Origin of the sequence: Haematobacter sp. (genome assembly GCF_032102465.1) — a bacterium.
Lineage (GTDB): Bacteria > Pseudomonadota > Alphaproteobacteria > Rhodobacterales > Rhodobacteraceae > Haematobacter.
On record NZ_DAMDHB010000009.1, the window covers coordinates 62,388 to 77,249 of the forward strand.

Annotated in this window: 7 protein-coding genes; 4 read left to right on the forward strand and 3 right to left on the reverse strand. The window is 69.5% G+C overall.

What is annotated here, in order from left to right; translation table 11 throughout:
* Position 1: 1 nt before the first annotated feature.
* A complete protein-coding gene (locus RT513_RS08230) occupies positions 2–1,315 on the reverse strand; it encodes a dicarboxylate/amino acid:cation symporter (protein WP_290685187.1) in 1,314 nt (437 codons plus the stop codon).
* Positions 1,316–2,146: 831 nt separating this feature from the next.
* Here RT513_RS08230 and RT513_RS08235 point away from each other — a divergent pair.
* On the forward strand, positions 2,147–7,573 hold the full coding sequence (locus RT513_RS08235; RefSeq protein WP_290685189.1) for an alpha-2-macroglobulin family protein: 5,427 nt from the start codon (positions 2,147–2,149) through the stop codon (positions 7,571–7,573).
* Positions 7,573–9,609: a penicillin-binding protein 1C gene (gene pbpC, locus RT513_RS08240; RefSeq protein ID WP_290685191.1), complete on the forward strand. Its 2,037-nt coding sequence runs from the start codon at positions 7,573–7,575 to the stop codon at positions 9,607–9,609. The genes RT513_RS08235 and pbpC overlap by 1 nt, the downstream gene beginning before the upstream one ends.
* An 18-nt stretch (positions 9,610–9,627) precedes the next feature.
* Here pbpC and RT513_RS08245 read toward each other — a convergent pair whose 3' ends face one another.
* Entirely contained in the window at positions 9,628–9,978 is a 351-nt protein-coding gene (locus tag RT513_RS08245) for a DUF2794 domain-containing protein (RefSeq protein ID WP_088215025.1), read from the reverse strand.
* Positions 9,979–10,846: 868 nt separating this feature from the next.
* Positions 10,847–11,494, reverse strand: a complete 648-nt coding sequence (locus RT513_RS08250; RefSeq protein WP_088214789.1) for a carbonic anhydrase — start codon at positions 11,492–11,494, stop codon at positions 10,847–10,849.
* A 1,009-nt stretch (positions 11,495–12,503) separates the two neighbouring features.
* Between RT513_RS08250 and RT513_RS08255 the strand changes: the two genes are divergently transcribed.
* Complete coding sequence (locus tag RT513_RS08255) at positions 12,504–13,886, forward strand: M17 family metallopeptidase (protein WP_290685194.1); 1,383 nt, start codon at positions 12,504–12,506, stop codon at positions 13,884–13,886.
* Positions 13,883–14,734, forward strand: a complete 852-nt coding sequence (locus RT513_RS08260) for a C40 family peptidase (RefSeq protein ID WP_088214787.1) — start codon at positions 13,883–13,885, stop codon at positions 14,732–14,734. Before RT513_RS08255 ends, RT513_RS08260 begins: the two co-directional genes overlap by 4 nt.
* Positions 14,735–14,862: the final 128 nt, after the last annotated feature.

The window sequence follows — 14,862 nt, forward strand, 5'->3', positions numbered from 1 at the left end:
GTCACGGCCCGCGGTCTCTGCTCTCCGCCGGGGCGATCTCGCCCTGCCAGCGGGCGACCGTCGCTGTGGCAAGGCCGTTGCCGATCACATTGGTGGTGGTGCGGCCCATGTCGAGGATCTGGTCGATGCCGAGAATGAGGAGCACGCCCTCCGCCGGGAGGCCGAACATCGGCGACACCGCCGCGACGACCACCAGTGACGCCCGCGGCACACCCGCGATCCCCTTTGACGCGAGCATCATCACCAGCAGCATGATGACCTGCTGGCTGAAGGTCATCTCGATCCCATAGGCCTGCGCGATGAACAGCGCGGCAAAGGTCTGGTACATCATCGACCCGTCGAGATTGAAGGAATAGCCGAGCGGCAGGACAAATCCCGTCACCCGCCCGCTCACCCCGAACGCCTCGAGCTGGCTCACGGTTTTGGGATAGGCGGCCTCGCTCGACGCGGTGGAGAAGGCGACGAGCATCGGCTCCTTCAGCAACGACAGCAGATGGAACACGCTCGGCCCCAGAAACAGCCGGCCCGCACCGATCAGACAGGCCCAGAGCAGCAAGAGAGCGAGATAGAACCCGCCGATGAACCGGCCGTAGTCGATCAGCACCCCCAGCCCCTGCACCGTCACCACCGCCGCCATGGCAGCAAAGACGGCCAGCGGCGCAAGGCGCATGACGTAGCCCGTGACGATGAACATCGCCGCGGCGACGGCATCGGCAAGCGCGAGTATCGGAGCGGCCCTTTCCCGGGGCAGCGCCCCCACGGCAAGACCGAAGAACACCGCGAAAACGAGGATCTGGAGCACCTCGTTTCCCGACATCGCCGCGACGATGCTGTCGGGAAACACATGGGTAAAGAACTGCCCGAGGCTCAGCGAATTCGTTTCAACGCCCTCAGCGCTGCGGCCTGCCGGCAGGGGCAGGTTCACGCCCGCCCCCGGGCGCACGATATTCGCCATCACCAGCCCGATCAGCAGCGAAACGAGGGAAGCCGTGACAAACCAGCCCATGGCCCTGAGCGCCAGCCCGCCCACCGCCTTGGCATCGCCGAGACTGGCGATACCCGACACGATGGTCGAAAGGACAAGCGGCGCGATGATCATCTTGATGAGCCGCAGAAAGATGGTCGTCACGATGTTGAACCGCCCCGCGATGGCCTCCGCCATTTCGGGGCTTGCCGCCTGCGCATGGCACCAGCCGCCGACGGCGACGCCCAGAACCAGCGCCATCGCGATCCAAAGCGCGAGGTGACTTTTCCTCCCCTCGGACTTTTGCCCGGCGCCCGGTGCCGCGCTTGCGGGTTTCGTCACTCCGGCCATTCACTTCCCCCGGCCATGTCCTTCGCCCGGCTATGTATTTCCCCCGGCCATGTCCTTCCCTCGCCGCAGACCCCTTAACAGGTTCCCAAAAGGCATTCCGCGGTTGCCCATGGGCGGAGATCTTCCCCGCCTTGCTGAACAGCACCACGGAAGCCGCGAGTTTTGGCTCATGACCGGACCGATTTCTGGCTTTCAACGCAAGCTCAGGTAGGAGCCCGGCTTTTCAGCGGCCTGTTCACAAAGGTATCGCGCGGGTCGCAAAGGCCAAGTTGCGGCGAGGAAAAGGCATGCCCGCCCTCGCGCCGCGCCGAGCGGTCACCCGCCCGTGCTTAGATTTCCTCGCGGATCAGCCGGATGGAACCCCGTCGGGCTGCCCCGGAAAGCGGCCTGCAGGCCCAGCGTCGCGACTGTTCCTGACCTCTATCAAAGGCGATCTTCAGAAGCCCATGCCTTCCGAACGACCGGACTTCGGCCAGTACCGCCGCCAATACCGCCCGCCAGCGCCATCGCCGCAACCAGGTATCGAGCGCCCCGCATCATGGCAGGGCCCGCCACCCATCAGTCATTCATCAGCCACCCGGATGTGGTATGCCGCCGCCCCCGGGGCCGACCGCAACGGCTGCGCCCAACCTCGACCGCGAGTGTCGTCCATGTCTGCGACACAGACCTTTGCCCCGGCCGCAACCAGGTCACGACACGGGAATTTGCACGGAAGCGGGCGCCTGTGGTTGTCAGGCCAGCGGCTTCCCCTATCCTTGAGCAAGCGCACGGGGTGCCACCCCCGACGCAACATCGCCCAGCAGATCGCCCAACGGCAACCGGAGAAGTGTCATGCGTTTGTCTTTCGGCCTTCTCTCGGCGCTGGTCTTCATGGCGGGCACAACCATGCTCCCCGCACAGGATATGGTGCCCGAACGGCGCATGGCGCTCACCAGCGGGCAGGATATTCCGGGCGGCGATATCCGCCAGATTTTCGGCACCACGCTCGATGCCTGCGCACGCGCCTGTCTGGCTGATACCCGCTGTGTGGCCATGACCTTCAATGCCCGGTCGGGCGCCTGTTTTCCAAAATCCGCCGCCGGCCCGGCCTCGCCCTATTCCGGTGCGGTCTCCGGCCCGGTCATCACGCTTTCTGCCGCCGCGCGAAGCCGGGGCGCTGCGCGGGCGACGGAGCTTGCGGCGTTCCTGACCCCTGATGATCTGACAGAGGCCCGGTCACGCGCCGCCGCTTTCGCCGCGCGCCACCCGGCAGAGGGCCGCGCGCTCCCCACGCTGCGGGACGAGGAGGAGGCCGCGCGCGCCGCAGGCCAGTGGCAGACGGCCGCGGACCTTGCCGCGCAGGCGATCACCCTCACCGATGACAGCGGGGACTGGACCCGCTACGCCCTGCTCACCCGCCGCGCCGCGCTTGCCCCGGAGGCGGAGGATCGCTGGGGTGGCTTGCAGGAGTCTCTCTCCGCCGCGATCAACGCCTATCTCCGGGCGGAGACCCCTCCTGCCCGCGCGGCATCCCTGACGGAACTCGCCGCGACGCTGGAGCCGATGGGCCGGGGGCGTGACATGATCCCGGCGCTGCGGCTGGCCCAGACGCTGGCGGCGCGCCCTGAAACCGCCGCGGCGCTGGACGAGGCCATCGGCAAATACGGCTTCCGCCTGACCGATACGCAGATCGACACCGCCACCGACCGGCCCCGGATCTGCGCCGTCTTTTCCGAGCCGCTGGCCCCCGCCGGAGTGGATTATGCGCCTTTCGTCCGCCTGCCCGATCCCGCGCTTTCGGTGGAGACGACGGGCCAGCAGATCTGCATCGGCGGTGTCCGGCATGGCGAGCGTTACACCCTGACCTTCCGGCGCGGCCTGCCCTCCGCGCGGGGCGAGGTGCTCCGTGCCGATACGCCGCTCACCGCCTATGTGCGCGACCGCAGCCCCGCCGCGTGGTTTCCGGGACGCGCCTATGAGCTGCCCCGGACGGGAGAGGCGGCGCTTCCGGTGACGACGGTGAACGCGGGCCGGCTCGACCTCGTCCTTTCCCGCGTCAGCGACAGGACACTCGTCCGCGCGATGCAGGAGCAGCTCTTCGCAACCCCCCTGCCCCCCTGGCGGATCGAGGATTTCGACGCGCAGCTTGCCCAGGAGATCTGGCGCGGCACGGCAGAGGTGCCCGCCCCCCTGAACCGGGAGATCACCACCCGCCTCCCCCTCGCTGCGGCCGGGCCGCTGGAGCCGGGCGTCTATGTCCTTCGCGCCACCGTCGCGGATACGGCAGACAGCGACACACCCCGGCCGCAGCAATGGTTCGTCATAAGCGATATCGGTGTGACCAGCATGACCGGCGCGGACGGGCTGACGGTCTTTGCCCAGAGCCTTGGCGCGGCGGAGCCACTGGCCGGGGTACAGGTCTCGCTCCTCTCGCAGGGCAATGCCGTGCTCGCGGCAACGGAGACGGATGACACGGGCCGTGCCGCCTTTGCCCTGCCCCTGCTGCGCGGAGCGGGCGCGGGGGCGCCGGCGCTTCTCACGCTCCGTCGGGGGGAAGACCTTTCGTTCCTGTCGCTGACGGAGCCGGAGTTCGACCTGTCGGACAGGGGTGTTGCAGGCCGGGAGGCGCCGCCGCCGATCGACGTGTTCGTGACGACGGAGAGAGGCGTCTATCGGCCCGGCGAGACGGTGAACGTCACCGCGCTCGCGCGGAACGACAGGGCGGCGGCGGAAACCGGGCTGCCGCTCACGCTCCGCCTGACGCGCCCCGACGGGGTGGAATATACGCGGCAGACCGGCGCGGACCTGGGCGCCGGGGGCCATGTCTGGTCCGCTCCACTCGGCCCGGACGCGGCACGCGGGTTGTGGCGGCTCGACATTCTGGCCGAGGCGGATCGCCCGCTGGCCAGCCGGACCTTCCTCGTGGAGGATTTCCTGCCCGAGCGGATCGACGTGACGCTGACGCTTGCCCGGACCCCGCTGCGGCTCGGCGCGGTGGCGGAGGGAAGCGTGGCCGCGCGTTATCTCTTCGGGCCGCCCGCGCCCGATCTGGCGGTGGAGGGGGAGGTGCGGCTCCGCGCAGCCTCTTCGCTTGCCGACTGGCCGGGCTATCGCTTCGGACTGCAGGATGACCCTTTCGCGCCGCAGATGGCCCCGCTCCCCTCCGGCCTTCGCACCGGGCCGGACGGAACCCTGCCGCTCACCCTCACCCTGCCGCCGGTCGATCTGCCCCCTGCCCGGCCGCTGGAGGCGGAGATCGTCCTGCGCGTCGCCGAAGGCTCCGGCCGGCCGGTGGAGCGGCGGACGGTCGCCCCCGTCCTGCCCGGAACGCCGGTCATCGGCATCCGCCCCGCGAACGAAGGCCCGGTCCCGGAGGGCGGCGAGGCCCGGTTCGATGTCATCGCGCTGGACCCGGCGCTCACCCGTGCTGACCTGCCCGTCCGCTGGACGCTGGAGCGGGTGGAGACGCGCTACCAGTGGTTCAACCTTGACAGCGCATGGAACTGGCAACCCGTGACCACCCGCGCACGTGTGGCGGAGGGGGAGGCGCGGATCCCGGCCGATGCCCCGCTCGCCCTTGCTCCCCGTGTGGACTGGGGCCATTACGAGCTGCGGGTGGAGGCGGCGGATGGCACCCCGGTGGGAAGCTCCGTCGGCTTCGACGCGGGCTGGTACGGCGCGGTGGAGGGCAGCGGCACCCCGGACCGGCTGGAGGTCTCGCTGGATCGGGAGAGCTACAGCCCCGGCGACACCGCGCATTTCCGCATCACCTCGCGGGAGGGCGGGCAGGCGCTGGTGACCGTGCTGGCCAACCGGGTGATCGCGAGCCGGGCCGTCACCGTGCCCGCGGGCGGTGCTGTGGTCGATCTCGCCGTGACGGAGGACTGGGGCACCGGCGCCTATGTGACGGCCTCGCTCCTCCGCCCGCTGGACAAGGCGGCGGGCCACAACCCGGCCCGTGCGATGGGCCTCGCCCATGCCGCCATCGCGCCGGGAGCCAGGCGGCTCGTCGCGCGCTTCGACATGCCCGCCAGCGCCGATCCCCGTGCCCCGATGGAGGCGGTGCTGCGGGTGGATGGCGCGGAGCCCGGCACTTACGCCACCATCGCAGCGGTCGATCTGGGCATCCTGAACCTCACCGGTTTCACGCCGCCCGACCCCGAGGGGCACTATTTCGGCCAGCAGCGGCTGGGCGTGGGCATCCGCGATATCTACGGCCGCCTCATCGACGGGCTGAGCGGCGCGTCCGGCACCGTGCGCTCGGGCGGCGATGCGGGCGCACAATCGCGTATGCAGGGAGAGCCCCCCGCAGGTGCGCCGGTTTCCTTCTTCTCCGGCCCGCTCCCCGTGGAGGATGGCGTCGTGCGGGCCAGCTTCGACCTGCCCGCCTTCAACGGCACGGTGCGGCTCATGGCGGTGGTCTGGTCGGACACCGGTGTCGGGCAGGCCACTGCGGATGTCACCGTGCGCGACCCCGTGGTGGTGGAAGCAAGCGCCCCCCGCGTGCTCGCTCCGGGGGATCAGAGCCGGCTGCTCCTCCGCTTCACCCATGCGGGAGGGGCGGCGGGGCGGATGCCGCTTGCCGTCACGGCGAGCGGGCTGACGCTCTCCGCGCCGGTTCCCGAGGCGATCGAACTGACGGAAGGCGGCACGGCCGAGGTGGCGCTGCCCCTCTCCGCTCTCGCGCCGGGCGAGGCGCGGATCGGCGTCGCCCTCACCACGCCCGACGGCCGCAGGCTCACGCAGGACGTGGCGATCCCCGTCCGCCGCAACGACCCGATGGTCAGCGAGACGCGCCGCATCGCCCTCGACCCCGGCCAGACGCTCCGCTTCGACCGCGACCTTTTCGCCAACTACTTTCCCGGCACGGGGAGGGCCACGCTCGCGGTGGGGCCACAGGCGCGGCTCGATGTGCCGGGGCTGTTGAGGCTTCTCGCCGATTACCCCTATGCCTGCACGGAGCAGACGGCGTCCCGCCTGCTGCCGCTGCTCTACTTCACCGATACGCTCGCGGGGATGGGCCTGCCGCCTGCGGAGGATGCGACGCGGAAGGCCGTTGCCCGCATCCTCGCGAACCAGTCGGCCAGCGGCGGTTTCGGTCTGTGGCAGGCGGGATCGGGCGATCTCTGGCTCGATGCCTATGCGACCGATGTCTTGCTTCGCACCAGGGAACAGGGCGGCACCGTGCCGGAGCGGGCGCTGACCAGCGCGCTCGACAACCTGCGCAACCAGCTTTCCTTCGCCCCCGACTTCGATACCGGGGGCGGGCCCTGGGCCTATGCGATGCTCGTGCTGACCCGCGCGGGCCGCGCACCGGTGGACGATCTGCGCTACTATGCGGATGTGAAGGCGGCGGCCTTCGACACGCCGCTCGCGGCGGCCCAGCTTGGCGCGGCCCTTGCCACGATCGGGGACCAGCCCCGCGCGGACCGGCTGTTCACGCAGGCCGGCAAGGCAGCGCTGGAGCGCCTCACCGCACCCGGCAGACGCACGGGACGGGATGACTACGGCTCGGACCGGCGCGACGCGGCGGGGGTGGTGGCGCTTGCCGCCGAGGCGGGCAGTCGCGCGGCCCCCCTCGACCTGATCATCGCAAGGCTGGGAGAGGATGCGACCGGCTCCGCCTCCACGCAGGAGGCCGCGTGGACCTTGCTTGCCGCCCACGCACTCTCGGCGGAAGGGGCGCAAGACATCACCATCAATGGCGCTCCGGCCTCCGGCAGCGCCGCTCAGGCGCTGTCGGATGCTGACGCTGCGGCGCCCGTCAGCGTCAGCAACACCGGCGGCGCGGCGAGCCTGCTCACCCTCACCACCTTCGGCGTGCCCGCGGTGGCGGAGCCCGCGGGCGGCCAGGGCTATGCGATCACCCGCCGCTACACCACTCTCTCGGGAGAGCCGGTCGAAGGCCCGATTGCCCCCGGAACGCGGCTGGTCGCGGTGCTGGAGGTGACGCCGACCGAAACGGTGCCCGCGCGCCTTGTCATCGACGATCCCCTGCCCGGAGGGCTGGAGATCGACAACCCGAACCTGCTCCGCGCGGGCGATCTCTCCCAGCTCGACTGGCTGCAACCGACAGAAGCCGTTGCCCATGCGGAGTTTCGGGAGGACCGCTTCGTCGCACAGATCGACAGCGACGGGGTGGAGGTGCTGCGCCTTGCCTATATCCTTCGCGCGGTGACTCCGGGCCGCTATCATCATCCTGCCGCCAGCGTGGCCGACATGTACCGGCCCGACTACCGCGCCGTGACCGCAACCGGCGTGGCCGAGGTCGGCCCCTGATGAAACGGCTGGCCCGCCTGATCCTCGCCCTTGTGGTGATCGCGGGCCTTTCTGCGGGCGGGCGGGATGCGTTCAGCCGCTGGATCGACGGGACGGTGCTGCCGCCGCTGACCGTCGCCACCGGGGTGGAGGTGGTCGCGCGGGATGGCACGCTCCTGCGTCCCTACACGGTTGCAGACGGCATATGGCGGCTTTCCGCCAGCGCGGCGCAGGTGGATCCAACCTATCTCGCGATGCTGCGCGCCTTCGAGGACAAAAGGTTCGACAGCCATTCGGGCGTCGATCTCCGCGCGCTGATCCGGGCGGGAGGCGAGTCCCTCCGCGCGGGGCGGATCGTCTCCGGCGGCTCGACCCTCACCATGCAGGTGGCTCGCCTGCTGGAGAACAGCGGCACGGGCGCATGGCCCGGCAAGTTCCGCCAGATCCGCGTGGCGCTCGCACTGGAGCGGCGGTTGAGCAAGGCGGAGATCATGAGCCTTTACCTCGACTTCGCGCCGTTCGGGGGCAATATCGAAGGGGTGCGCGCCGCCTCTCTCACCTATTTCGGCAAGGAGCCACGCCGCCTGACCGCCGCAGAGGCGGCCTTGCTGGTGGCGCTTCCGCAGGCTCCCACCCTCCGCCGTCCCGACCGCAACCCGCAGGCCGCGCGTATCGGGCGTGACAACGTGCTCCGCCGTGCCGCCGGGGCCGGATTGCTGACGCCTGCCGCGCTGGCGGAGGCGCTGGCCGCCCCCGTTCCGTCCGCGCGGCTGCCCTTCCCCGCCCATGCGCCCCATCTGGCGGACCGGATGGTCGCGGCGGAACCCGGTGTCTCGCCGCTCCGCCTGACCATCGACGCACCGTTGCAGATCGCGATGGAGAGCCTCGCCGCCCGCGCCGTCGCGCCGCGGGGCGACAGGGTGTCTGCGGCCATCGTAATCGCCGATCATGGCACGGGCGAGATCCTCTCCTCCGTCGGGGCAGCAGCCTTTGGTGCCGAGGACCGGCAGGGCTACATCGACATGACGCTCGCCGCCCGCTCCCCCGGATCCACGCTCAAGCCCTTGATCTACGGGCTGGCCTTCGACGCGGGACTCGCCCATCCCGAGACGTTGATGGAGGACCAGCCCACCCGGTTCGGCACCTACGCGCCCCAGAACTTCGACCGGCAGTTTCACGGCACCGTCCGCGCCCGGGAGGCGTTGCAGATGTCGCTGAACATTCCCGCCGTTGCGCTGACGGAGGCGCTCGGCCCCGCCCGCCTCCTCGCCGCCCTGAAGCGCGCGGGGCTGGAGCCGAGCTTTGTCGGGGCGGAGCCGGGGCTGGCGATCGCGCTCGGCGGGATCGGCCTCTCGCTGGAGGATATGGCCCAGCTTTATGCAGCCCTGGCCCGCGGCGGCGTGGCGCTCCGCCTTTCCGCCCTTCCCGGACAGGCCGGGACGCTGCAACGTGTGCTCAGCCCGCAGGCGGCATGGCAGGTGGGCGATATCCTCTCCGGTCTCGCGCCGCCGCCCGGTGCACCCGCGAACCGGCTGGCCTACAAGACCGGCACCTCCTACGGGCACCGCGATGCCTGGGCGATCGGCTATGACGGGCGCACCGTGATCGCCGTGTGGATGGGCAGGCCGGACGGCACGCCGGTGCCCGGCGCCTTCGGCGGGGAGTTCGCGGCCCCTGTGCTGTTCGAGGCCTTCTCTCTCATGAAGCCGCAGCTCGACCCGCTGCCGCTGCCGCCGCCGGCCACGCTGCTCCTGCCGACGGCGGATCTCCCGCTTCCGCTCCAACGGTTTCGCCCCCCGCAGGCCGCCCGTCGCGACGGCCCCGTTCTCTCCTTCCCGCCGGAAGGTGCGGTGGTGGAACCGTTGGACGGTCATGTCGCCGCGCGGGTGGAACGCGGTCAACCTCCGTTCACATGGCTCCGGGATGGCAGGCCCATCGTGAAACAGGGGAGCGGGCGGGAGTTGCTTCTGCCGCTGGATGGCCCCGGGACGTTCCGGCTGTCGGTGATCGACGGTCAGGGACGGTCTGCGGCGGTGACGTTCAGCGTGCCGCGCTGAGGCTCACGCCACGCAAGATCACTCCACCGCGCGGATGAGCTTGCGTTCCAGAACCTGCAAGACCTGACGCAGATCGTGCCCCCGCTTCAGGATCTGCCCGTCCATGCCGATCACGGCATACATGCCCTGCCGCCCCCGCAGGCGCGGCCGTTTCTCGATGCGGTAGAGCGGATGTTCCGCCGTGCGCCGAAAGACGGAAAACACCGCCACTTCGCGCAGGAAGGACAGCCCGTAATCCCGCCATTCGCCCGCCGCCACCATCCGCCCGTAAAGCGACAGGATCGTGCCGAGCTCCATCCGGTCGAAGCTCACCTGCTCCGGTACGAAGCTGGGCTGGCCGGTCGGAAAGGGAGGGATCTGCGCCGTCATTCTGGAAAGGTGTGTCGGAAACCGTCGCAAATCAAGCACTGTCATGGGCAGGTGGGAAAGAACGACGTCAGCCCGTGACGCTTCTTGGCAGCGGGGGCGGGAAATCTCCCTCCGTTCCATCAGCTTCAGCCAGAGGACCGGCACCATCGGTATCTAACCGGCTGCTGAAAAAGTCAGGCACCTACCCAGGCTTGCGTCGAAAGCCAGAAAATCTGCCCGGTCACGCGCCAAACCTGGCGGTTTCCGGGGCACACTCAAGCGTGCGGGAAAGATCCCCGTCTCAGGGGAGTCGTGGAATGCTTTTTCAGCAGCCTGCTAAACCCCGGCATCTCACGCCGGAAGCATCGGCCGCAAGGATCGAACCCTGTGCCATAGGTTGCTCGGCCCTGTCGCCGAGATGTTCGCCTTGACGCAACGGCTCCGCCTAGCATTGCATCTGCGTAAACAGCGTGGGAAACCCTGCAAGTATCACGATCATACCGTGGTCAAGGGAACCCGCGGGGATTGCGATCACATCCTGGCTAAAAGCTGCGGGATCAACCGCTTCCGTGGCTTTCTCCTCAACCGGGAGCCCCACCGCGCGGACATGTCTCTCTCTGGCGGCTCGGTGGAAGCCAGTTCGCTCGCACGCTGGCCTGTCGCGAGAAATCCCTCGCAGCACGGCTTTCCGACCGACCCGGATCACCCCGCGCCGATTGCAGGGAGCGGCCCCATCGCAGCGCGCCCATCGCTCCCCAGAGCGCGCCGCCTGCAGCTTCCGGGTGACCAGGGTGTCAGGGCCGGCGGCAACTCAGCAGGACATCCGCTTCGCGGTCTGCCGAAGCGCCCCACGAGCCGCATGGCACACCACATCCGGCCGTCCTGACCGTCAGACGGCGTTCCAGCTCTCGGTCGTCGAATCGTAGCTCTCCAGACCGCCCTCGCCGATGTCGTTCCATACGCCATGGAGAGAGAGCCGCCCCTCCTCCACCGCCGCCGTGACGAAGGGAAAGCCCAGGAGGTTTTCGATGCCGGTCAGAACGGCCAGCTTCTCCAGCGCGGGAACGCGCTCGGGTTCGGGCAAGTCCAGCACCTTGGCATAGGCGGGGCGGAGAATGTCCATCCAGCGTCCGACAAAGCTCGTCTTCTCCTCAAGCTGCGGGGCATGGCCCGCGCACATGTCGTAACACCCCTGCACTCCGCCACAGCGGGAATGCCCCATGACGATCAGATTGGCGACGCGTAGCGTCTCCACCGCATATTCGACGGCAGCGGAGGTGCCGTGATGATCCCCGTCGGGCGCATAGGGCGGCACGAGATTCGCCACATTGCGGTGGATGAACAGCTCGCCCGAATCCGCGCCAAAGATCGAGGCCACGTCCACCCGGCTGTCGCAGCAGGCGATGACCATGGCGCGGGGCCGCTGGCCGTCTTCCGCCAGACGGCGATACCAGTTGTGGTTGTCCTCCCAGATCGTCGCTCTCCAGCCGTGATAGCGTTGCACGAGGTAACCGGGCAGAGGGCGGATCGGCAGCATCGGGGTTCTCCTTTGACGAAGCGGGCGGACTCCATCCTCTTTCGCGGTGAAGTGCAACCCCCGAGCTTTCGGCATCGCGACGGCGGGCTTCGGAGCGCAGGCAGGGAGCGCCACGGGCATGAGCGGAGCAGCTGCAATCGCGCCACCTAACCTGACACCTGGCAGGCTGCTGGAAAGTCCTGAAGTGTCATGCCTATGTGCCGGAAATCGGAAAATCGGCCCGGAAGCGCCCGGAAGTATATAGATTTCCGGCTGCATTTCGTCAGATGGCGAACAATTTCCCCTCCAACACAGGCCCAAGAAGCCTTTTTCAGCAGTCTGCTAAGCGCTTTGCACCCGGGCAAGGCTCCATCGGATGCCACCAGCGCGTCTGGCTGGACGATAACGCCCTCACCTGCGACCCCTGCCCCGGGCGGCCGACCCGCGGCAAAGCCGATATCCTCCGCACGGGCATGCTCTGGACTGCGAGGCGCCATTCGCTCGGGGCCGTTTTGGGGCGGACACCGGCCACCCCATAGGCCCGCGCTCAAACGCTCCCTGTCAGCCCGGCGTTCCACCGTGCATTCGGGCGCGTCACCGCCTTGCCCACCACTTCGGTGGCGTTCGCGCCTTTGCCCCCCATTCGCCGCACGACCCCTTTCGGCACGGCATCTTTCGGCCTGCCGTTCCGAGTACCTGAGAGCGGATACGCCCATGTCCCCGCATGCCGCGCCCGGTGAGGCGGGTTGCGGGAGGCAGGCTGCGAAAGCCTCCCGGCGTCACCATCGCGGCTTTCCGAACGCCGATCGGGCTCTCCTGTTCTGCCGCCGCGTGCCGCCGTGTGCCGGGGCACGTCGCGGCCAATCTTCTTGCCGTTAAGGATTTCCACGGATCGGCTCTGTCGAACGTCATGCCCTCTCCCGCGCTCTCCGCCCCGAGCCAAAGCACCTCGTGACGCCGGGGTTTGCTCTCCCGGAAATGAGGTTTAGGCTCACCCGCAGAGTCGCAGCAGACTGACACCGGAGCACCCATGAGCCAGACCTTCGCCGCCGATGATGGCGCCGCCCTGCCCCTTCACCTCGTGGAGCAGGCGGCCTTCCGCGACTGGCTGGGGCAACAGCCCGCCCCGGTGGCCGCCTGGCTGACGGCAACAGGATTCGAGGCGCGTCTCGGCGACCTGCGGCTCCTGCCGGGGGCGGATGGCGCGCCCCTTGGCGCGGTGCTCGGCCTTGGCGATGCGGCGGGCCGGAAGCGCGGGCGCTTTGCCGTGGCCCGCGCGGTGCCGCACCTGCCCGCAAGGGTCTGGAAACTGGAAGGGCTCGCGCCCGAGATGGCGGAGGAAGCGGCGCTCGGCTGGCTTTTCGCGGGCTACAGCTTCGACCGCTATCGCCCGAAGAAGCCTCTGGCCGACAAGCCGCGCCTCGTCGCCCCCGCGGGGATCGACGCGGCCCGGCTGGAGACGCTGGCTGCCAGCGAAACCATGGTCCGCGATCTCATCAACACGCCCGCCTCCGACATGGGGCCGGAGGAGCTTGAGCTGGCCTTCCTTGCAATGGCCGAACCCTTCCGGGCACAGACCCGCGTGATCCGGGGTGAGGAACTTCTGACGGAGAACTTCCCCATGATCCACGCCGTGGGCCGCGCCAGCCCGCGGGCACCGCGGCTGCTCGACCTGCGCTGGGGCGAGCGGGGGCCGAAGCTCACGCTCGTCGGCAAGGGGGTGTGCTTCGATACCGGGGGGCTGGACCTGAAGCCCTCCTCCTCCATGCTGCTGATGAAGAAGGACATGGGCGGCGCGGCGAACGTCATGGGGCTGGCGCGCTCGATCATGACGCTCGGCCTGCCGGTTCAGCTTCGCGTCCTCGTCCCGGCGGTGGAGAACGCGGTCGGCGGCGCGGCCTTCCGCCCGAAGGACATCCTCACCTCCCGCAAGGGGCTGACGGTGGAAGTCAACAATACCGATGCGGAGGGGCGGCTCGTGCTCGCCGATGCGCTGGCGCTGGCGGATGAGGAGCAGCCCGATCTGGTCATCTCCATGGCGACGCTGACCGGGGCCGCGCGGGTGGCGCTGGGGCCGGATGTGCCGCCCTTCTTCACCGATGACGACGCGCTTGCCGCCGCGCTCACCGCCGCGGGGGGGCGCGTGGCCGACCCGATCTGGCGCCTGCCCTTCTGGGAGCCTTATGAGGAGATGATCGAACCCGGCATTGCCGATCTGGACAACGCCCCCTCCGGCGGCATGGCGGGCGCAATCACCGCGGCGCTGTTCCTCCGCCGCTTCGTCGCCGCACGCTATGCCCATTTCGACATCTACGGCTGGCAGCCAGCCGCCGCGCCCGCGCGCACGAAGGGCGGCACCGGTCAGGCGGGCCGCGCCATCCTCTCCGCCCTGCCGGAGGTTCTGTCGCTGTGAGCGATCCCCGCCTTACTCCCGCCAACGGCCGCGTAGCGCTTGAGTCGCTGCGCGGCATCGTACCCGCCGAACGTTATGTGGCGGGGGAGCCGCTCCGGGTGATCCGCACCGCCGCCGACCTGCTGGACGCGCCGGGCGGCATCAGGAACCGGCAGATGATCTTTGGAGAGACGTTCCTTGTCATCGACCGGCAGGAGGGCCATGCCTTCGGTCAGTCCGGGCGCGACGGCTATGTCGGCTGGATGCGGGAGGAGGCTCTGGGGCAACCCGCAGGGCAGGCGACCCACCGCGTCGCGACCCCCGCCACCCATGCCTACTGGCACCCCGACATCAAGCGGGGCGAGGCGAGGCTCCTCTCCCTCGGCAGCCGGCTTCATGTGGTGGACGAACGCGGCGCCTTTGCCGAGACGACGGACGGCTGGTTCGTGCCCCGCAGTCACCTGCGCCCCGCCGACACGCTGGAGCCTGACCCGGTCGATGTGGCGGAGCGGCTGCTCGGCACACCCTATCTCTGGGGCGGCAACAGCCGGGAGGGGATCGACTGCTCCGGCCTCGTGCAGCTCGCGCTCCGTTCCGCCGGGATCGCCTGCCCCGGGGACAGCGATCTGCAACGAGAGGCTGCGAGCGAGGCGATGGGCGCGGAACTGCCGCCCGGAACCCCCTTGCGGCGTGGCGATCTGGTGTTCTGGACAGGGCATGTCGCGATGGTGGCGGACGCGGGGCGGCTTGTTCACGCCAACGGCCACGCCATGGCGGTGGTCCATGAGGGCATCGAGGCCGCCTTCGCCCGCATCCTGGCCAGCGACGGCCTGCCGGTCAGAAAATTGCGCCGTCCCACCCTGCCCTGACCGCCGCCTTTCGCTCCTGCAAAAAGCAGCACTGCACGTTTCACCAGCCGTTTGTCACGGACGTTCCGACCTCAGACACAGGCCGTCAAAACGCCACGGCGCGGCTCCGTGCGGAAGGGCAAGGAAAC